The following is an 18,935-nucleotide window of genomic DNA, read 5'->3' on the forward strand; positions in this document are numbered from 1 at the left end:
GCGTGGTGTCAGGGGCGGGTACGGGCGTTGGCGCGCGGTCCGTTGTACTCGTCGTCCGAGACGTGCTCGAGCCAGGTGGCGTCGTCCGTCTCCCACAGGGCGAGGTGGGTCATGAACTGGTCGGGCGCTGCACCGTGCCAGTGCTGCTCACCCGGAGGCGTGTGGATGACGTCTCCCGGGTGGGCCTCGATGATGTTGCCGCCACGGGACTGCACCAGCGCGATGCCCTCGACGATGTAGAGGGTCTGGCCCAGGCCGTGGGAGTGCCAGGCGGTGCGGGCGCCAGGAGTGAAACGGACCATGTTGGCCCGCATCCGAGAGGGCTCCTCGCCACGGTGGATCACGTCGGCGTAGGCGTCGCCGGTGAACCATTCGGCAGGCAGCTTCAGCAGTTCCATGGTGTGTCTGTCCCTTAATGGGAGCGGTACCTCAGCCCGACTGGTCCGACTTCTCCACGATCGCCTTGAGCTGGGTCACCGCGGTCATCGCGTTGGGCCATCCGGCGTAGAAGGCCAGATGGGTGAGGGCCTCCACCAGCTCGTCCTTGGTCACGCCGTTCTCCAGCGCCTTGCCGAGGTGGAAGCCGAGCTGGTCGTTGCGGTACAAGGCGGCCAGAGCGGTGACGGTGACCAGGCTGCGGTCTCGAGGGGACAGGCCCGGGCGTTCCCAGATGTCGCCGAACAGGACCGTGTCGGTCACCTCGGCGAGCTTCGGGGCGAATTCCTGGATCGCCGGCGGTGCGAACTTCTTCCGCTCGGTCATGGGGTGGTGCTCCTTGCGTGTTCAGGGATTCGGGTGGCCCGGCCTGCGGCCGGGAGCTGTTTCATATTCGCAAACGAATTCCGTACTCAGCGTTTGACGGCTTGCCTGTTCGGTTGAAGGCTTTCCGCGGGCCGACCGCGCTCGCCGACCCCGTCTTCGACCCTGTCACCATCGCGTGAGCCCGCAATGGGGAGAATTCCACCCCGGGCAAGGCTTATCCAGGGAAGAATCCTTCCCCCCCTCGTCAGGACGGGGCGGTGCGAGACTGGTCGGCATGACCAGCGACGCGCATGTGAACGAGCTGGGAGCATTTCTCAAGGAGCAGCGGGCCGAGTTGAGTCCGCGCACCGTCGGTCTGCCCGACACTGGTGGCCCGCGACGTGTGCCCGGCCTGCGCAGGGAGGAGGTCGCCCTGCTCGCGGCCATCAGCTCCGACTACTACGCACGGCTGGAGCAGGGGCGTATCCAGCCCTCTGCGCCGGTGCTGGCGGCTCTCGTCAGGGTCCTGCACCTGAACAACGACCAGCGGGACCACCTCTTCGAGCTGGCCGGTCGCCAGGCGGCTCGCCCGCGCCGTCAGGCCGCACAGAAGGTGCAACCGCAGCTGCGTCGCCTGCTCGACGATCTCACCGCGACCCCCAGCGTGGTGATCGGTCGCCGCATGGACATCCTGGCCTGGAACTCTCTGGCGGCCGCTCTCTTCACTGACTTCCATCGCGTCCCGGAGAAACGGCGCAACTACGTCCGGCTGCTCTTCACCGAGCCCGCCTTCCGTGATCTCTACGTCGACTGGAGTACGGTCGCCCGGAGCTGCGTCGCGCAACTGCGCCTGCTGGCCGCCCGGTGCCCCGGGGAACCCGGATTGACGGCGCTCGTCGGCGAGTTGTCGGTGGCGGACGCCGATTTCCGGCAGTGGTGGGCAGGCCGCCACCTGGCCGGCCTGCGGGTGGGCGCCAAGAAGCTGCGCCACCCGGTCGTCGGCGACCTCACGCTCGACTGGGACAGCCTGACCTGCTCGGCCGACCCCACGCAGCAGTTGGTGATCCTGACCGCGGAGCCCGGGACGCGGTCCCATGACGGACTGCGCTTCTTGGCGTCGCGGACTGCCGATCCGTACGAGCCGGAACGGGATGTGACAGCTTGAGTGGCACTCAGAAGGTCAGGACGAGCCGGCCTCGCACCCCGCCGGCCGCCGGCACCTGATGGGCCTCGGCGGCCCGTTTCGCCGGAAACGTCTTCGCGGCCCGGAGGGGTGATCCGGCCCTCCTCCACCTGCTGCGGGAGCCGGTCGAGCCTGGCGCGCTGACGGGCGTAGCGGAACACGGCGATCGGCTCGACAGACGACGTCTCGCTCGCCGGGACCCTCGAAGCCGCGCAGCGGCACCACAGGGCCGCCGCCCCGGACGGCCCGAGCGGTGATAGCGCCGAGCAGCGCCCCGTCGAGGAGCCCCTCGACGCGTCGGGAACTTCCGCGCGTACCCGGTCCGGGTCCCTGACCAGGGGAAGGGCTTTCCCCCGAATCCGACCGCGCTCATCTTGGGAAAGGGCTCACCGGAAGGAGCCGGATGCCGTCCGCTTCTGGTCCGCTGCCCAGGATGCCAGCAGACGCAACCCGTCGTGCGAAGGGGAACCGGGTGCTGCGGTCCACACGATGATGTGCTGCTCGGGATCCGTGGCACAGGTGAGCGTGTCCCAGTCGAGCGTCAGCTCCCCGACCACCGGGTGACGAAGCTTCTTGGTGCCCTTGCCCCGCGTGGCGACGTCGTGCTCGGTCCACCACTGCCGGAACTGCGCGTCGCGTGCAGAGAGCTCCTCGACCAGATCGGTGAGGCGCTGGTCGCCGGGGTAGCGCGCACTCTGCATGCGCAGCTGGGCGATGGCCAGACGAGTGACCTCTTCCCAGTCCGCGTACAGCTCGCGCATCCAGGGTTCGGCGAACAGCAGCCGGACGAACACGCGCTCCTGCTCCGGGTAGCGCCCGAAATCGGTCCACAGGGCGGCGGCGAGCTGGTTCCAGGCCAGGATGTCGGTCCGCCGACCGATCACGAACGCCGGAGTGGCGGTGAGATCGTCCAGCATGCGCCGTAGTTGGGTGTCCACCTGCTGGCGCTCGCCTGCCCTGGGCGTGCGCACCGTCTCCTTCGCCGCGAGCTCGAACATGTAGGTGCGCTGGTCCTCGTTGAGGCGGAGCACTTGGGCGACCTCGTTCAGCAGGGGACCCGACGCCTGGAGACGGCCCTGCTCGATCCGCGCGTAGTACTCGGTGCTGATCGCGGCCAGAAAGGCCACTTCCTCGCGGCGCAGACCGCGCACACGCCGCCGTTGGCCGCCGCGCAGCCCGACCTCCTCGGGGCTGAGCTCGGCACGGCGGGCCTTGAGGAACTCTCCCAGCTCGTTCAGGTGCGGTTTGCGGTTCATCACCTCCAGCGTCGCACAGAGGTCAGGCGTTGTGAGGGGGAAGGATTCTTCCTACGTTGCGTTCGACCAGCGTGGGCAAATCATGCGTTTCGACGTTTGTATCCGCATGTGACGAGACTCGGCGCGGCCAGGTCGCGCCTGGTGAGCGCGACCTGGCCGCCGAGTGAGCGCACCGCTGGGACGTCTGGGACGTCAGCCCAGTGCCTTGAGCAGCTCCTGGGCCAGTGCAACCGCCGAGCCAGGGTTCTGGCCGGTGAACAGGGTGCGGTCGACCTCGACGTGCGGGGTGAACGGCTCGGCCTCGCGGTAGTCCGCCTTGAGCTCGCCGACGAGGCGGTCCTGCAGCAGCCACTTCGCGCGGTCCGCGAGACCGTTCTGCTTTTCCTCAGCGTTGGAGAGGCCGGTCAGGCGGTAGCCGGTGAACGGGGACGTCCCGTCCGCACCGATGGTGGCCAGGAGCGCCGCGGGGCCGTGGCACACCAGGGACACCGGCTTGCCAGAGGCGAGCCATTCGGTGAGCAGCTTGCCGGACGCGGCGTCGTCGGGCAGGTCCTCCATCGGGCCCCAGCCGCCGGGGTAGAACACGGCGACGTAGTCGTCGATGTTCACGTCCTCGATGCGCATCGGATGCGCCAGCTCGGTGGCCTCGCGCAGTGCGGCCCGCATGCGCTCGGCGCCTTCCTCGCCGCCGTTGAACTCCGGGCTGAGGCTGAGTGCGTCCGCCGTGGGCGGCACACCTGCGGGTGTGGCGGCGGCGATCTCGTACCCGGCCTCCTTGAAGACCTGGTACGGGCCGAGCGCTTCTTCGGCCCAGAAGCCGGCGGGCTGCCGGGTTCCGTCGGCCAGCGTCCAGTGGTCGGACGCGGTGATCACGAAGAGGATCTTCGCCATGGGGGTCTCCCGGTGCTGGATCAGCCCTTGAGGGCTTCCTGAAGGACGTGGCTGTCGGCGGCCTGCTGCATCCGTACGGCCTTGCCGTCGCGGATGGTCCACAGGTGGATGAAGCGGACGTCGGCCTTGTTCCCGGTCTTCGTCTCGGCGTGGTAATGCCCGTACACGAAGACGTGTCCTTGGTCGTCCGCGTAGAACTCCTCGGGCACCGCGCCGAAGGACTTGTAATTCGGCATCATCCCGCCGAAGAAGTCCTTCGCCGCACTGTCCCAGCCGTGGTACACGCCGCTGTTCGGAAAGCCCGGGGTGATGTCCCAGATGAGGTTCGGCGCCATGATGTCGGCGGTTGCTTCCGGGGACATTCCGGATTCGTAGAGCCGGCGGATGAGGGCGATGTTCGGGGAGTCGGACATAGTTCTCTCCTTGCGGAGGCGCATCAGATGGAGGCCCTGAAACGGCACATGGTCGCGCGGCTTGTCGCATGTCGTGCTCGCCGCGTGATGAAGCATTGCATCGGAAGGACGCGGTGTGAGGGGGAAGGAATTTTCCCCGGCACGCAATGCACCGGGGATCCGGTTGATCCCTCGGTGAGAAGGAAAAAGCGCAGAACGGCGAAGCAAAAGCACGGGGGCGCTGCATTCATTATGGGAGCGCAGGGCTCAGCCCTCGGAGGCGTTCCACAGCTCGCTGAGTTCTGCCCAGTCCGGAGCCGGGCTCTGCAACGCGGAGGGCCCATCGGTGGTCGACGTGCGCAGTCCGGCGAGGATCAGGTCCAGGTACCGCAGGTGGAGCGTGGTGGCGCGTTCGTCGGTGACGGGGATCCGCGCGGTGAGGTGTTCGAGCAGCAAGGGGACGTCGGCGGAAGTGAAGTCGGCGCGCAGTACGCCCGCGCGGTGCGCGCCGTCCACCAGGTCGTCGAGGGCGGCCCGGAGCCGGCCGGAGGCGGCCACGATCTCATCGGTGGCTGGCAGTCGGCCGCCCACCAGCGGGAGCAGCGGACCGACTGCACCCTGGGCCGAGAGCGCGTTCCGCAGGAAGCGGGCGAAGGCCGCCCAAGGGTCCGGCTCCTCGGCGAGGGCTGTGCGGGCCTGGGCGATGAGCTGTTCCATCCCCATGACGCGCATCCGCTGGGCCAGCAGCTCCTTGCTGGGATAGCGGCGGTAGAGGCTGCCCATGCCGATGCCAGCCCGGCGGGCGATCTCCGAGACGGGGGCGTCCCAGCCGAGCTCGGCGAAGACTTCGCGCGCAGCCTGCATGAGGCGGGCGTCGTTGCGGTCCGCCTCCCGCCGGCGGCCGCGCGGTCTGCCGGTCTGCGTGTCACCCATGGACAGGTATTTTTCCCTACCGGCGTGCCACGCCGTACCCACCGTCGACGGTGAGCACCTCGCCAGTGACGAAGGCGGCTTGCTCACCGACGAGCATCGCGATCGCCCGGGCCACGTCCTCCGGTTCCGCGACCCGCCCCAGGGGGGTGTTCGCAGCCAGTCGCTGTTGGAATTCCTGCGGCATACGCGCGCTGCTCTCGGTGCGGACGTAGCCGGGTGCCACGACGTTGACGGTGATGCCCAGCGGGCCTGCCTCGTGGGCGACGAAGCGGGCGAAGGTGTTCAGGGCGGCCTTGGCGGTGCCGTGGGCGGCCATGCCCGGGGCGGGCGGACCGTCGGCCACGGCGCTGGAGACGTACACGATCCGGCCCTGCCCCTGGGTGCCCATCAGCCCCAATGCCCCCTGGGTGAGCGTGTAGACGGATGCCAGCTCGTCCGTCACCTTCGTCCTGAAGTCGTCCCAGGCGAGGGCTTGAACCGGGGTGGGAATGAAGCGGGCACCGGCGTTGCAGACAAGAACGTCCAAGCGCCCGTCGACCGCGGAGCGCTCCAGCAGTTCGGCAGCCTGGGTGGGGTCGTACACGTCGGCCTGTACGGCGAAGGCTTCCCCGCCGTCGGCCTCGATGAGCTTGACCACCTGGTCGGCGGACTCGCGGCGGGAGAAGTAGTTGACGGCTACGCGGTAGCCGCGAGCCGCCAGTTCCCGTGACGTGGCAGCGCCGATTCCCCGGCTGCCGCCGGTCACCAGGGCCGTGGGTTTGGTCATGGCGTTCATGTGTCCTCCCGCGTCGGTTGATCGGCTGCCCAACTTATCGGAGCGGAGCGCTCCGCTCAAAAAAGTCACCGCAATGGGGAATCGGGCCTTCCGGCACCGCGTTCTCTCCTGACATGAGCGAAGTAGTAGTAGCGCGTGCTTACGGTGGTCCCGAGGTGCTGTCGGTGATCGATGTCGCCGTAGCGGAGCCCGGGCCGGGTCAGGTGCGCATCGAGGTCCGCGCCGTCGGCGTCAACCCCTTCGACCACAAGATGTACAGCGGCGCCTTCGGAACCGATCCGGCGAACCTGCCGATGCGGCTCGGTGCCGAAGCGGCCGGTGTGGTGACCGCTGTCGGTGCCGACGCGACCGGCCCCGCCGGTCCGATCCAGATCGGCGACGAGGTGATCGCGTACCGAGCGCCCGGCGCGTACGCCGCCGAACTCATCGTCCCGGCCTCGTCGGTGGTGCCCAAGCCCGCCGCTCTCTCCTGGGAGCAGGCCGGAGGACTGATGGTCACGGGCGTCACCGCTGTGCACGTTCTCGAAGCGATCGGCCTGCGCGAGAACGACTCGGTGCTGGTCCACGGCGCGGCGGGTGGCGTCGGCCTGATGGCCGTGCAACTGGCCGTCGAGCGCGGAGCCAGGGTACTGGGAACGGCGAGCCCGGCCAAGCACGACGTACTGCGCGACCTGGGGGCGATTCCGATCGCGTACGGGCCGGGTCTGGCGGACCGGGTGCGCGCGGCAGCACCGCAGGGAGTCCACGCGGCTGCCGACCTGGTGGGCACCGACGAGGCGGTGGACGTCTCGGTGGAGCTGGTGGCGGACCGGTCCCGCATCGCGACCGTCGCGGCGTTCGAACGCGGGGCCCGAGCCGGCATCAGGCTCCTGGGCGGCGGGCCCGGCGCGGACCCGGGCACGGGAGTCCGCGCCGCTGCGCGCCTGCAGCTCACCGAAGCCGCGGGCGCCGGGCGACTGCGCGTCCTGATCGCCGCCAGCCATCCGTTGCGCGAAGCCGCCGCCGCGCATCGGCAGATCATGACCGGGCATACGACGGGGAAGATCGTCCTCGTCCCGTGACCGGGCCCCTGACTGCACCGGCAACTCCGTTCGGATGGCCGTGGCCGGCCGACGCACGAGTCCTGACGCTGGTGTGCCCGTGACGTCATGACGCAGTAGAAGAGAGAAGGGAGCGTCCGAGGCGGAAGCGGAGGGCGAAGAAGCTCTGCCCCGTTGCTCGCGGTGGTGGGGACCGCTGGAAGCTGCGGCACCCACCTGCTTCAGGCGGCAGGGCGCCGTTCAGGATCCCTGCCGCCCTGCACGGACCGACCGTGCATGGACGAGATCGCCGTGCCGATGTCGACCTTGAGGCGAGGGCGGTGGACTGGTCCTCGAGCGAGTGGTCGCTGCTTTCGCTGCGGGCCGACCGGTGCCGCGGTCGGCTGGAACCCCGCTGGCGGCGGCATACGATGCGCCGAGACCGCCGGGGGAGCGGGCGGCGTGCGCCGTGCCTAGGCCACCGACGCGCCAGCCTGTCCTTGACCGGCCGACGAGCTCAGGCGTTGCGCACCGTCTTGCTCACCTGGTCGAGCAGCGTCCGTAGCTGCGCGCTCTGGTCCGGTCCCAGGCCCTCGGTGATGTGACGCTCTACGTCGGCGATCACCTGGTCGGCCGCGCGCAGCGCCTCCCGCCCGGCGTCGGTGAGGTGCAGTTCCTGCACGTGCCGGTGGCGCGGGTGCTCGCGCCTCTCCAACTGGCCGCGGCCCTCCAGGCGTGCCACGAGGGAGGCGACGGCCTGAGGGGTGACGTTGAGGCGGCGGGCCAACTCGGCGCCGGCCAGCCCTGGTTCGCTGTGCACCGACATCAGCAGGGTGTAGTGCGCGGCGGCCATGCCCAGCGGACGTAGCCGCTGTTCCTTGAGCGTCTGCACCGCCAGTTCCGCGCGCCGCAATGCCCAGGTCACCCGGTCAAGCGCGCCGAGCCCCACAGGCTCCTCGTCATCACGTATCACCTGCCAAGGGTACGACACTTCATAACCATCAAGCGTTTGACACTAAGCTAACGGTTGAGGCATGCTCGGCGTATGACTCGCCCGATCGCTCTCATCACCGGAGCTTCCTCCGGCATCGGCGCCGAATACGCCCGTCTGCTGGTGGATGACCACGACCTCGTGCTGGTGGCGCGCCGCGCGGACCGGCTCGGCGACTTCGCAGAGGAGCTCCGCGCCCGGGGTGCCGCCGTGGAGGTGCTGCCCGCCGATCTCGGCACCCACGAGGGCATCACCGCCGTCACCGGCCGTCTCGCCGCGGGGGACGTGCGCCTGCTGGTCAGCAACGCCGGCGTCGGCGGCTACGCCCCGCTCGTCGACGTCGACCCCGCCGACATCGACCGCCTGCTCACCCTCAACGCCGTGGCCCCCATTCAGCTGGTCCGCGCCGCGCTTCCCGGAATGCTCGCCGCCGGAGAAGGCGCGATCATCACGGTGGCCTCGCTGCTGGCCTTCAGCGGCGGCCTCAACGATCCCCGCGCACCACGACGCACTCTCTACGCGGCGGCGAAGGCCGCCACCGTCGCCTTCACCCGGACCCTCACAGGTGAGCTCGCGGACACGCCCATCCGTACGCAGCTGCTGCTGCCCGGCGTCGTGGCCACGGAGTGGAACGAAGGCGTCGGCCGCGACATCCCCTGGGCGATGACCCCGCAGGACGTCGCCTCGGCCAGCCTTGCCGGCCTGCGCCTGGGGGAGACCGTGTGCGCACCCGGTCTGGAGGACCAGGCCGCAGCCCTTGAAGCCCTGCTGGCCGCGGAGTCCGCTCTGCTCACCGGCGGCAACCAGCCCACCCCCGCAACTCGCTACCGCGGCCCGCACGCGTAGCAGCGGGCGTCTCCTCGGCGCTGCCCCCGACCCGGCCACGGGTCGCCCTCCCAAGGCTGCGCTACGCCCGTCCGTCGAGGGTGCCTCCCGATCCGCGGCCACCCTTGCCCAGCTGCCGAACGGGGCACGGCACACGCTCCCCATGACCTCCACCATGCAGTCCTCCACGTCGGCCCGCGCCGACTGCCCTCCAGCGGCCACTCGTGCCGAAGACCGCCTCCGCCACCGCCCTCACCCACGGTGTGTCTCATTCGGGCGGGCGGAAGAAAGTTAGGGAAGACCTATGACCGACAACATTCCGACGATCACCCGTGACGGCGTCATCGGGTACGACGCGACCGAGATCGTCACCATCGACCAGGCCACCGGAGCCGAGTTCGCCCGATATCCCGTTGCCGGCAAGGAAGAGGCTGCCGCGGCCGTCGCCGCCGCACGCTCGGTCACCGGGGCCTGGTGGGACCTCGGCTTCGAGGGCCGTGCGGAGCGGCTGCGCGCGTGGCGGCGGCAGATAGCGTCGAGCGGTGAAGAGGGCGCTGCACTCATTCACGCCGAGAACGGCAAGCCCCTCGACGACGCCCGCGTGGAGGTGCTCGGGACTCTCGAGCACCTGCAGTACGTTGCTGACAACGCCGCGCGGGTCCTGGAGCGCCGGGAGGTTCCATCCAGCCCCACCACGCCCAACCAGCGTGCGTGGGTCGAGTACCAGCCCTACGGCGTGGTCGGCGTCATAGGCCCGTGGAACTTCCCCCTGCTCACTCCCGCGGCCATCCTCGCCGATGCGCTCGCGGCCGGGAACGCCGTCGTCCTCAAGCCCAGCCAGATCACGCCCGGCGTCGCCGAATGGCTCATCCGAACCTGGCAGCGTGCCGTTCCGGAACTGCCGGCCGTCCTGCAGAACCTGAACGGATACGGGGCCACGGGTCAGGCGCTCATCGAGGCCGGCCTCGACAAGCTCGCGTTCACGGGCAGCGTCGCCACAGGCCGGACGGTGGCCGCCCAATGCGCGCAGACCCTGACCCCCGTTCTGCTGGAACTCGGCGGAAAGGACGGCGTCATCGTCGCCGAGGACGCCGACCTGGACGAAGCCGCCGCTCACATCGCGTGGGGCGCCATGCAGAACACCGGGCACGGTTGTATCAGTCTCGAAGTGGCCTACGTAGTCGAGTTGGTGCACGACGAGTTCGTCGAGAAGATCAGCGAGCTTGCCGGGCAGGTACGCGTCGGCAGCGACGAGGACGCGGAGATCGGGCCGGTTCCGCTGCCGAGCCAGACCTTGATCATCCGGGAACACATTGAGGACGCCCTGGAGCGCGGCGCGACAGCCACCGTCGGCGGCCTCGACGCGGTGGGCGACCGCTATGCCGCGCCCACCATCCTGGTCGGAGTGGCCCCCGACGCCCTCGCGGCGACGGAGGAGACGTTCGGACCGACGCTGGCGGTCATCAAGGTCGCCGACGCCGATGAGGCCGTCGCTCACATCAACGCCGGCCGGTACGGGCTGGGCAGCGCGGTCTTCAGCCGCGACCGCGGCGAAGCCATCGCCCGTCGCCTCCGCGTGGGAATGACCAGCATCAACGACGCACTGGTGTTCTCCATGAACCCCGCCGTGCCCTTCGGCGGTCGGGGCGACAGCGGCTACGGGCGCAAGCAGGGGGAGGAGGGACTGCGGGAGTTCGCCTACGCGCACTCCTTCACCGCCAAGACTGGCCCCGCCCGGTTCTCCGCCTCGACCTTCGGCAGGCCACAGGGAGCCATGGAGGGAGCCCTCGCCGGCGCCCGTAACAGGATCCTGGCCGAGAGCGGCGAGAAGTCGGACTGATTCAACTCACGGGCGCCCACGGACGTTCCGGGCCGAGCCCGGAACGCCGTACGTGCCCTCACGAGGCAGGCCATCGGCCTGCCCGGCACCCGGGTTCGAGACGCTGCACCGTCTTGGACCCGGGTCCCGGACGCCGCGCCGATGTCGGGGCGCATGGGAGAGTTGCGACGCGCCAGGTGCGCGCGCGGGTGCGAGCGGTGAGCGATGGAAGGCCGCCGGGCATGCGGCCGCCTGGCGATGGTACGGAGCGCTGGACCGGACATCGGAGGATGCCGGGCCCAAGGCAGCGCCGACTCCTATCAGGCGGGACCCCCGCTACTTCGCCTGAACCTCGATGTTTGACCCCGTTCGGTCCGGGCTTGGGTCCGCTCACCCGCGGGTCAGGCCCAACTCGCCCGCGCGCACCCCGGCCTGGAAGCGTGAGCCCGCGTCCAGGGCGACGAGGAGTTCGGCGACTCTGCGGCGGTAGGTGCGCAGCGAGATGCCCAGTTCGCGTGAGGCTGTCACGTCGGTCATTCCAGAGCCCAGTGCGTACAGCACCTCGCGGGCTCGCGCGTCGATCCGGGGCCGGTTGGGGCCGAAGAAGGCCGCCAGTTCGGTGGCCGTCTCCCACGCGGCTTCGAACAGCGCGTACGCCCCGCTGACCAGGGCGGGTTCGGCACTCATCGTGTACTTAGGGTGCTGGGGACCGAGAGCGGACGAGGCTGAGGACGCATGCCCGGCAAGGACGGCATAGAGGTCACCCGCCGCATCGTCGCCGCCGGTGACCGTTCACGCGTCCTCGTGCTCACGACGTTCGACCTCGACGAGTACGTCCACGCCGCCCTGCGGGCCGGCGCGAGCGGCTTCCTTCTCAAGGACGCCCGCCCCGAGGAGCTCCTCGCCGGGATCCGCGCGGTCGCCGTCGGCGACGCTGTCATCGCGCCCGCTCTCACCCGCCGCCTCCTTGACGAGTTCGCCCAGTACGTCCCCTCCCACAGAACTGACCCCTCCGAGGACCTGAGGCTCACCTCCCTGACCGACCGTGAGCGCGAGATCCTCGTGGCCGTCGGCAAGGGCTGGACCAACGGGGAGATCGCTGCGCGGTTCGTTCTGTCCGAGTCCACGGTCAAGACGCATGTCGGCCGTGTCCTGGCCAAGATCGGAGCCCGCGACCGCATCCAGACCGTGATCTTCGCCTACGACCACGGCCTCGCCCGGCCCGCCGTGGACTGAACCGGCGAGCGGCCGCCGCCTGTGATCCGGAACCCCGTCACGTCGAGGGTGATGGGGCTCGCGCTCATCGGACGGTCCGGTATGGCCTGCCGCACCACCGGAAAGATCGTCGTCACGCCGTAACCCATCTCCGTGAGCTCATAACGACCCATCTCAGGAGCCCGCCCGCGCGATGACCCCTTCCAGCAGGAATCGGATCAGCTCGTGGGCGGGGCGCTGACGGGAGCGGGGCACATTCGCGCCTTCGAACACGGCGACGGTCAGATCCGCGATCATCTCCCTGTCCACTGGGTGCGGGCACCGGTCGAGCACCTCGCACACCATCGACCGCATCCAGTGCAGGAACCGCTCGTGGACCTCCCGCACGACCGATGAGCGGTCGAGTCGCTCGTGCGAAGCCCGATGCAGCGAGCGGAAAGTACGCATGTCCGCGAGGCGCCAGGTCAGCGGATCGCGGTCACGGAATTCGCTGTCCAGCGCCTGGATCTCGTGACTTAGCACCACGTCCATCACCGCGGCGAATATGTCACTCTTTAGTCAGTAATACCCGTAGACATTGCTTCGGGCGACACCTGCTGCCGCGCTGATGTCCGCCATCGTCGTGCCGGCATAGCCGCGGGTCAGGAACAGTTCCGTCGCGGCGGCGAGCTGCTCCGCGGCACGATCCTCGCGCTGAACGCGCGCCGCATCTTCCCCGGTGAAGGATCTCCAGGGACTCCTCGCCGGGGGCCGGTGGGCACAGCACTCCTTCCTCCTGAGCAGGGCGCGGCCTGCCGGGTGTCTACACTCACTTGAGATGTGGTGAACTCATGGGAGGAGTCGGGATGCCGCGGAACCGCCAACAGATCCCCCGGGAGGAGCGCACGGGTGATCTGCTAGCCGCGGCCACCGAGCTCTTTCTCTCGAAGGGCTACGACAAGACCACGATGGCGGACATCAGTTCCGCCGCAGGCGTGGCCCGGGGCAACGTCTATTGGTACTTCGACTCCAAGGACCACATCTTCGCCGCCGTCATGAACCGCATGCTCAGTCGCGAGATCCGCATCCTCAACGAGGAGCAGGCCGGTGCCGACCCACTGAGCCGCCTGGTGCGCGGGCTGTCCGACATGCGCTATTCCCGTCCGCTGCACCAGGCCATGCACGACCGGCTTCCTCATTCGGAGGCAGTCCGCGAGGCCCACAACACCTTCCTGAACTGGATCGTGGGACTGGTCGACGAGCTCATGGCCGAGCACGGCCTCGATCACGCTCCCGGCGTCGATGCCGCGCTCGTCCGCGATGTCGCGGTCGCCGTGTTCGAAGGGGCGAACGTGCCCAACGACCGGAACAGGCCGGCCCACGAGATGATCCGGTTCCTGATGGAGTCCGCCCTGGCCAGGAGTTCGGGGGCCAAGGGGCGGGAGCGCTGAGAGCGGTAACTCAGACGAGGTGAGTACCGACTCCCGCTGATACCGTCCGCGCCGCTCCGGGCGCTTTCGCGTCCGGAGGCGGGACCGTCGCCCCGCGCAGCATGTCGAGCACAGCGACGGGATCCGCGGGAGCCTGCCGACCCCGCCAGCCGACGTGGCCGTCCGGGCGGACGAGGACGAGTGGCCGCTCGTACAGCTCTGCGGCGGCCGGGTCGGCGAGGCGCAGCACCGTCAACGGCACATCACACCGGCGGGCGGCCTGCACCAGCGGCGTCGGGTCCGCGGAACCCGAGACCACGAGAGTAATCCCGCGCCCGAAGTGGTCGAGCACCGAACTGCCGTCGGGCAGCCAGACGTGCGGTGCGCGGCAGCCGGGCCACGTCGACGGTACGTACTCGTCCGGCTCGTCGGGCGGCTCCGGACTTCCGTCCGGCACGCAGATCGGGGAACCGCTGTAACGGTATCCGAGCTGGACGCCCGTGCAGCGGAACTCCTTGGCCCGGGACTGGCGGATCTCCTCGCCCAGCTCACGTCGGAGCAGTTCGCCTTTCGCGTCCATACGGTCGAGCACTGGATCGGGGACGAGCCGCGCGTCGGCCCTCCAGTTGCTGGAGGCTTCCGTGACGTTGCGGACGGCGACCGGCCGCCGCTCCTTCTCGTAGCTGTCCAGGAGCGCCGGGCCTCCCCATCCTTGGAGGGTCGCGGCGAGCTTCCAGCCGAGGTCCACGGCGTCGCCGATCCCGGTGTTGGCGCCGAAGCCACCCTTGGGCCAGAGCAGATGCGCGGCGTCGCCCGCGAGGAACACCCGCCCCTCACGGTAGGTGCGGGCCACGACGCAGTGTCCGCTCCAGGGCTGCGCTGCGAGGATCTCCACGTTGATCGGCGCACCGACGGCCTCGCGTATCCAGGCGACCGCGTCGTCGGGGTCGGGCTCCTCGTCCAGGTAGACCGAGAGCCGCCACTCGTCCACGCCGTTGACGACCGTGATGTACGGCCTGCGCACCGACGACAGGGTGTGGATCTGCACCGCTGGGCCGCCCAGCCGCTCCCGCAGCAGGTCCAGCAGCTGCGGCGAACGGAAGTGCACGGCGAAGTTGTGCCCCTGGGCGAACATGCCCTCGAACTCGATGCCGAGCGCCCGACGTATGCCGCTGCGGCCTCCGTCGCAGGCCACCAGGTAGGTGCCGGTCAGCGTTTCCGTGGCACCGCTCGCCAGGTCGCGCACCACGGCCAGGACACCCTCGGAGTCCTGTTCCATCGTCTCCAGACGGGTGCCGTACCTGATCTCCACTCCTGGCAGTTCACCGGCTGTGCGTGCGAGCAATGGCACGAAGGAGAACTTGGACAGAAATGCGGGACCCTCCGGCGTCAGCGGGTTGTACACGCCCGAAGACCGGTTGGTGACCCCGTAGTCGAACTCGGTGAGGACGTGTCCGGTGGCGGAGGTGGCGAACACCGTGCGGTGCGGGTAGTCCGGGGCCGGTGCCGACTCCGTGCGTGCCTCTTCCGCGCAACCCCAGCGGCGCAGGTGTTCCATGGTGCGTGAAAATATCGCCTCGCCTGCCGGAAAGGGCACGCGGCCGTCGCCCTGATCGATCACGGTGACCGGTACACCACGCCACCCCAACTCGATCGCGAGCGCGAGGCCCACGGGCCCCGCTCCTACGACTAGGACGCGCCGAGATCCGGCTCTCTCGTGCTGGTCAGACATAGAAGATCTGCCTTCCTGAGCAAGGGTCGGACCGCTCATGGCCCACCTCTTGAACCAGGGTCAGAATTGCACGCGCATGTCGATGTATGGAAGACCTGGAAAAATACAAGACTTTTGACCGATCATGTGCGGTGCTACGCTCATCTCAGGTTCAAGAGACAGGGAACGTCATGGTGACACCTGCTGATCAAGACGATGCCGGGAGCAACTGCCTGGCTCTGGTTGTCGGCTACCACCACGACATCGACAGAGGCTGGGCCACTGCCGGGATCGACGTGTTCGCGGGACGATGCCGCATTCGAGGCCCATGGCAGGGCCTTCCGTGGGCGCAGTGAGATTCTCGACTTCCTCCTGCGCGGGAGGCCGACACGGCGAGGCAGACCGTCCCTGTGCTTGCCAATGAGGTCACCACGGTCCAGGCCGGCGGCCCCACGGTGAGTCCGTCCAGTTGCAGGCGCTGATCCTGCTGCACGTGCGACAGCCTGATGGCGCCTATGTCCCGGACGGCGTCCTCAACACGACCCACCGGTTCCGCCGTACCGGGGGCCAATGCCGCATCGCGCGCCGCGCCTCAAGGCCGCTGCACCCCACCGTTTGACGGGCAAGGAGGCCCTCACGATGACGACGACCCCCTCGAGATCGAAGGCATCGGCGCCCTTGTCAACATCTGCGCTTGATGGACCGGGCGCTTCGGGGCGGCATTCCAGCCGGAGAAATGGCGCCCTCACCACACGATTCCGGCAGGCTATGGAGGACATGACGACATGAGTACACAAGCCGAGGACAGCTTCGGTGGCGGAGACCCCTGGAAATACATCCAGCCGTGGGACGAGGAGCGTTTCGGCCCGGAGATCCACGACGTCAACCAACGGGTGAAATGGGAAATGGCCATGGCCATCGCCGGTGGCCTGCCGTACATCTGGCAGGAGCTGGCGCGGCCGATCTCCGAGATCGTCTACGGTCTGCTCGAACTCCGTGCCGGAGACCGGGTTCTGCTCATTGGTGAGGGCATCGCGCCCTCCGGGTGGGTCGAGGACATGCGGGCCCTGGTGGGACCTGAGGGTGTCATCGACACCGTGGAGATCATCAAGGACGGACGAAACGCCGTCCTCGGCAAGGTCCCCGGCCGAAACGGCCAGATCGGCTGCTGGCGCTGGTCGTACACGGACTCGGTGGATGACGAGGCATACGACTGCGTCGCGGTGTTGCAGGCGACCCAACACTGTGACGACTGGCACGAGACGGCTGCGGACCTGCTCCGGGTGATGAAGCCCGGCCGGCGCATCGTGCTGGCCGAAGCGGTCCTGAAGGGAGCGACGTTCTCCTCCCGTATCAACTCCGACGTCCACCTTCGGCAGTGGTTCGACAAACTCTTCGCGCACGTCCCCGTGGACGACATTCCCTACTACTCCGGAGAGCAGATCCGCGAGGCGTTCGGGGACAAGGTCGACAGCCCTCAGCTGATGGAATGGAAGGGCATCGAGATGTACTGGGGCCGAAAGAGGTGAGCACTGCCGCGGGCTTCAGACAACAGGCTGCGGCACACATTCCCTCCCCGTCACCCGAGTCGATCCACTCATTCACCCAAGGACAAGGAGGTCCCCGTGAGTGTCGTTGAAGACGTCATGGTCCTGGGCTCCGACCATCCGTTGCGCAGTATCGTCCGCGACGAGCACCTGCTGCTCTCGCCACCGCATCCCCCGAAGGTGCCCGTCAAGCTGTGGCAGGAGCACCCGCCGCTGACCGTGGTGCACTACCCGCAGCAGTACGAGCCGGAGGCGTACGCCCCGCCGCGCGGCGTCTACGAGAACGACGAGATCCGCGTCGAGTGGCAGAAACTCGACGGCCGGCAGCCCTTCTACCACCGCAACTGCGACGTCGACGAGATCTCCTACCAGATCGGCGGCGAGCGGACGCTGATGTCCGAACTCGGCGTGATCGAGTTCCAGCCCGGCGAGTTCTCCCGCATTCCGCGCGGCGTCGCCCACGACAACTACTGCCGCGAGGACAGCCACCTGCTGTTCTACATCCCCGCACCGGTCACCGAATTGGCCCTGGCCCAGCGGGAGTCCGGGGCCATGTTCCCGCCGTTTCCCGGCTGGCAGCCCGGCGAGGCCAACGAGGCGATCACTCAGTGCATGGCCGCGCTCGGCCACGACATCACCGTCTTCGGGATCGACGAACAGCTCCTGCTCGAGCAGGTGCACCAGGAGGACCGTCGGATGGCGGTGCTGCGGGCCGATCCCGGTCAGGACGTCACCTGGCTGTACACGACGGATCGCATCCGCCTCGGCATGGTCACCACCGTTCCGGGCGGACAGCGCCGCTACCGGCGCACCCTCGACGCCGACGAGATCCAGTACCAGGCCCATGGTCACCGCACGCTGATCACCCAGCGGGGCGTCGTCGACCTCGAGCCGGGCGACTTCGTGCGCATCCCGCTCGGCATCTCCCACGCCAGCGTCGTGACCGAGCCCGGTGACTACGTCAGTCTCCTTTCGCACCAGGAACTGCCCCAGGTCGCCGAGACCACGCGTACGGCGGATGCCCACACCCCCGAACGGCTCCCGAGCCTCACCGTGGAGGTCCGCTGATGGCCACGATGCTTGCCCTGCGAGCGCACCAGGGCGCCGAAGCACTCGCCCTGGACGAGATGCCCGTCCCCGAGCCAGGTCCGCTCGACGTGATCGTGAAGGTCGCCTCCGCCGGTTTGGCCCCGGGGATCATGCGCCTGCTGCGGATGGGAGCGCTCAAGCACCTGCCCACCACACTCGGCCACGAGGCCGCAGGCGTCGTCACCGCCGTGGGCCGCGACGTCACGGGCCACGCGGTCGGCGACCGGGTGCGGGTCCACCCCCTGCTGAACTGCCGTGAGTGCGACTACTGCCGTACCGACCGGGACATGATGTGTGCCCAGCAGGCCATGCTCGGCCACGCCGCCTTCGGCGATGGCCCGATGCCCCTGTACGACCAGTACCACGACGGCGGACTCGCGGAGTACATCCGCGCCCCGCACTGGCTGATCGATTCCCTGCCGGACTCCGTCGGCTTCGACGTCGCGGCCAAGGTCCACGACCTGGCCAACGCCGTGCGCGCACTCAAGTGCGCCGACCTTCCGAAACGGGCCACCCTCGTGGTCACCGCCGCGACCGGCACCATGGGAACCGCGACGGTCAAACTCGCGGAGCACTTCGGAGTCGCCCGTCTGATCCTCGTAGGCCGCGACACCGAGCGTCTCCACCGCGTCGCCGGGCTCGCCGGCGGCATACCGGCCGGCGTCGTGGCCCTCGACGAACTCCCTGAGAACTGGTCGACCGACGGCACTCTCACCCGTCGGCTGCGCGAGCTGGCACCCGAGGGAGCCCATGCCGTCATCGACTTCATCCCGGAGGGTCCCGCCCTCGGCCAGACGATGGCCGGCATGGCCACCGGCGGCACACTCGTGCACATGGGCGGCAACTCCACCCCGCTGTCGCTGCCCCCCATCGCCCTGATGATGCATTGCTGGCGCTTCGTCGCCACTCGCGCCTACACCCGCCGGGACGCAACGGATGTCCTGCGTCTGCTCGCGACGGGCGCCCTCACGGCCGACGAGCTCATCACCCACCGGTTCCCGCTCACCGAAGCGCTCAAGGCCATGGACGCGATACAGCAACGGGTCGACGACCCCATGTGGATGACCGTGATCAACCCCTGACCCGACGCACGAATGCGTCACGGCTCCGCGGAGTCGCCTCAGAACAGCGAGAGGAAG

The 18,935-nt window shown here is 69.0% G+C and carries 20 protein-coding genes and 1 pseudogene; 9 read left to right on the top strand and 12 right to left on the bottom strand.

Annotated elements, in window-relative coordinates:
* Positions 1 to 8: 8 nt before the first annotated feature.
* Both SMIR_RS37280 and SMIR_RS37285 read right to left on the bottom strand, forming a co-directional pair.
* The gene (locus tag SMIR_RS37280) at positions 9 to 398 is read right to left on the bottom strand and encodes a (R)-mandelonitrile lyase (protein ID WP_168489286.1); all 390 of its coding nucleotides are present in this window, start codon (positions 396 to 398) and stop codon (positions 9 to 11) included.
* 31 nt (positions 399 to 429) lie between these two features.
* Complete coding sequence (locus SMIR_RS37285) at positions 430 to 762, bottom strand: carboxymuconolactone decarboxylase family protein (RefSeq protein ID WP_168489284.1); 333 nt, start codon at positions 760 to 762, stop codon at positions 430 to 432.
* Positions 763 to 1,036: 274 nt separating this feature from the next.
* On the opposite strand from SMIR_RS37285, the gene SMIR_RS37290 reads away from it, so the two are divergent.
* Positions 1,037 to 1,906: a helix-turn-helix domain-containing protein gene (locus tag SMIR_RS37290; protein ID WP_168489282.1), complete on the top strand. Its 870-nt coding sequence runs from the start codon at positions 1,037 to 1,039 to the stop codon at positions 1,904 to 1,906.
* A 404-nt stretch (positions 1,907 to 2,310) separates the two neighbouring features.
* Here the strand turns inward: SMIR_RS37290 and SMIR_RS37295 are convergent, their stop codons facing one another.
* The 5 genes from SMIR_RS37295 to SMIR_RS37315 form a co-directional block, all read right to left on the bottom strand.
* Positions 2,311 to 3,180 (bottom strand): MmyB family transcriptional regulator, encoded by an 870-nt coding sequence (locus SMIR_RS37295; RefSeq protein ID WP_168489279.1) that lies wholly within the window; start codon positions 3,178 to 3,180, stop codon positions 2,311 to 2,313.
* 192 nt (positions 3,181 to 3,372) lie between these two features.
* Positions 3,373 to 4,071 (bottom strand): type 1 glutamine amidotransferase domain-containing protein, encoded by a 699-nt coding sequence (locus SMIR_RS37300; RefSeq protein WP_168489277.1) that lies wholly within the window; start codon positions 4,069 to 4,071, stop codon positions 3,373 to 3,375.
* A 20-nt stretch (positions 4,072 to 4,091) separates the two neighbouring features.
* On the bottom strand, positions 4,092 to 4,484 hold the full coding sequence (locus SMIR_RS37305; RefSeq protein ID WP_168489275.1) for a nuclear transport factor 2 family protein: 393 nt from the start codon (positions 4,482 to 4,484) through the stop codon (positions 4,092 to 4,094).
* Positions 4,485 to 4,730: 246 nt separating this feature from the next.
* Complete coding sequence (locus SMIR_RS37310) at positions 4,731 to 5,396, bottom strand: TetR/AcrR family transcriptional regulator (protein ID WP_168489273.1); 666 nt, start codon at positions 5,394 to 5,396, stop codon at positions 4,731 to 4,733.
* Positions 5,397 to 5,412: 16 nt separating this feature from the next.
* Complete coding sequence (locus SMIR_RS37315; RefSeq protein WP_168500834.1) at positions 5,413 to 6,162, bottom strand: SDR family oxidoreductase; 750 nt, start codon at positions 6,160 to 6,162, stop codon at positions 5,413 to 5,415.
* A 122-nt stretch (positions 6,163 to 6,284) separates the two neighbouring features.
* Between SMIR_RS37315 and SMIR_RS37320 the strand changes: the two genes are divergently transcribed.
* The gene (locus SMIR_RS37320; protein ID WP_168489271.1) at positions 6,285 to 7,232 is read left to right on the top strand and encodes a quinone oxidoreductase family protein; all 948 of its coding nucleotides are present in this window, start codon (positions 6,285 to 6,287) and stop codon (positions 7,230 to 7,232) included.
* 475 nt (positions 7,233 to 7,707) lie between these two features.
* On the opposite strand, the gene SMIR_RS37325 is transcribed toward SMIR_RS37320, so the two are convergent.
* Positions 7,708 to 8,163 (bottom strand): MarR family winged helix-turn-helix transcriptional regulator, encoded by a 456-nt coding sequence (locus SMIR_RS37325; RefSeq protein WP_116507027.1) that lies wholly within the window; start codon positions 8,161 to 8,163, stop codon positions 7,708 to 7,710.
* 72 nt (positions 8,164 to 8,235) lie between these two features.
* Here SMIR_RS37325 and SMIR_RS37330 point away from each other — a divergent pair, with 72 nt between their 5' ends.
* Both SMIR_RS37330 and SMIR_RS37335 read left to right on the top strand, forming a co-directional pair.
* Positions 8,236 to 9,027, top strand: coding sequence for an SDR family NAD(P)-dependent oxidoreductase (locus tag SMIR_RS37330; RefSeq protein ID WP_168489269.1), 792 nt, complete (start codon positions 8,236 to 8,238; stop codon positions 9,025 to 9,027).
* A gap of 283 nt (positions 9,028 to 9,310) precedes the next feature.
* Positions 9,311 to 10,846 carry an aldehyde dehydrogenase family protein gene (locus SMIR_RS37335; RefSeq protein ID WP_168489267.1) on the top strand — a complete coding sequence of 512 codons (1,536 nt, stop codon included), beginning with the start codon at positions 9,311 to 9,313 and terminating at the stop codon, positions 10,844 to 10,846.
* A gap of 369 nt (positions 10,847 to 11,215) precedes the next feature.
* Here SMIR_RS37335 and SMIR_RS37340 read toward each other — a convergent pair whose 3' ends face one another.
* Positions 11,216 to 11,512 carry a helix-turn-helix domain-containing protein gene (locus tag SMIR_RS37340; RefSeq protein ID WP_168489265.1) on the bottom strand — a complete coding sequence of 99 codons (297 nt, stop codon included), beginning with the start codon at positions 11,510 to 11,512 and terminating at the stop codon, positions 11,216 to 11,218.
* Positions 11,513 to 11,557: 45 nt separating this feature from the next.
* Between SMIR_RS37340 and SMIR_RS37345 the strand changes: the two are divergent.
* Positions 11,558 to 12,061 (top strand): annotated as a pseudogene (locus SMIR_RS37345) (LuxR C-terminal-related transcriptional regulator); the annotation flags it as partial.
* 153 nt (positions 12,062 to 12,214) lie between these two features.
* On the opposite strand, the gene SMIR_RS37350 reads toward SMIR_RS37345, so the two are convergent.
* Together SMIR_RS37350 and SMIR_RS45060 are read right to left on the bottom strand one after the other, a co-directional pair.
* Complete coding sequence (locus SMIR_RS37350; protein WP_168489260.1) at positions 12,215 to 12,574, bottom strand: hypothetical protein; 360 nt, start codon at positions 12,572 to 12,574, stop codon at positions 12,215 to 12,217.
* Positions 12,575 to 12,598: 24 nt separating this feature from the next.
* Positions 12,599 to 12,859 carry a helix-turn-helix domain-containing protein gene (locus SMIR_RS45060; RefSeq protein ID WP_168500833.1) on the bottom strand — a complete coding sequence of 87 codons (261 nt, stop codon included), beginning with the start codon at positions 12,857 to 12,859 and terminating at the stop codon, positions 12,599 to 12,601.
* 26 nt (positions 12,860 to 12,885) lie between these two features.
* On the opposite strand from SMIR_RS45060, the gene SMIR_RS37360 reads away from it, so the two are divergent.
* Positions 12,886 to 13,470, top strand: coding sequence for a TetR/AcrR family transcriptional regulator (locus SMIR_RS37360; protein WP_168489259.1), 585 nt, complete (start codon positions 12,886 to 12,888; stop codon positions 13,468 to 13,470).
* A gap of 10 nt (positions 13,471 to 13,480) precedes the next feature.
* Here the strand turns inward: SMIR_RS37360 and SMIR_RS37365 are convergent, their stop codons facing one another.
* On the bottom strand, positions 13,481 to 15,220 hold the full coding sequence (locus SMIR_RS37365; RefSeq protein WP_349636917.1) for an FAD-dependent monooxygenase: 1,740 nt from the start codon (positions 15,218 to 15,220) through the stop codon (positions 13,481 to 13,483).
* 725 nt (positions 15,221 to 15,945) lie between these two features.
* Between SMIR_RS37365 and SMIR_RS37370 the strand changes: the two genes are divergently transcribed.
* From SMIR_RS37370 to SMIR_RS37380, 3 genes are all read left to right on the top strand, one after another.
* A complete protein-coding gene (locus SMIR_RS37370) occupies positions 15,946 to 16,689 on the top strand; it encodes a methyltransferase domain-containing protein (protein WP_168489255.1) in 744 nt (247 codons plus the stop codon).
* 96 nt (positions 16,690 to 16,785) lie between these two features.
* Positions 16,786 to 17,775, top strand: a complete 990-nt coding sequence (locus SMIR_RS37375) for a hypothetical protein (protein ID WP_249938548.1) — start codon at positions 16,786 to 16,788, stop codon at positions 17,773 to 17,775.
* The gene (locus SMIR_RS37380) at positions 17,775 to 18,878 is read left to right on the top strand and encodes an alcohol dehydrogenase catalytic domain-containing protein (RefSeq protein ID WP_168489252.1); all 1,104 of its coding nucleotides are present in this window, start codon (positions 17,775 to 17,777) and stop codon (positions 18,876 to 18,878) included. The genes SMIR_RS37375 and SMIR_RS37380 overlap by 1 nt, the downstream gene beginning before the upstream one ends.
* Positions 18,879 to 18,935 lie beyond the last annotated feature (57 nt).

Origin of the sequence: Streptomyces mirabilis, assembly GCF_018310535.1 — a bacterium.
Taxonomy (GTDB): domain Bacteria; phylum Actinomycetota; class Actinomycetes; order Streptomycetales; family Streptomycetaceae; genus Streptomyces.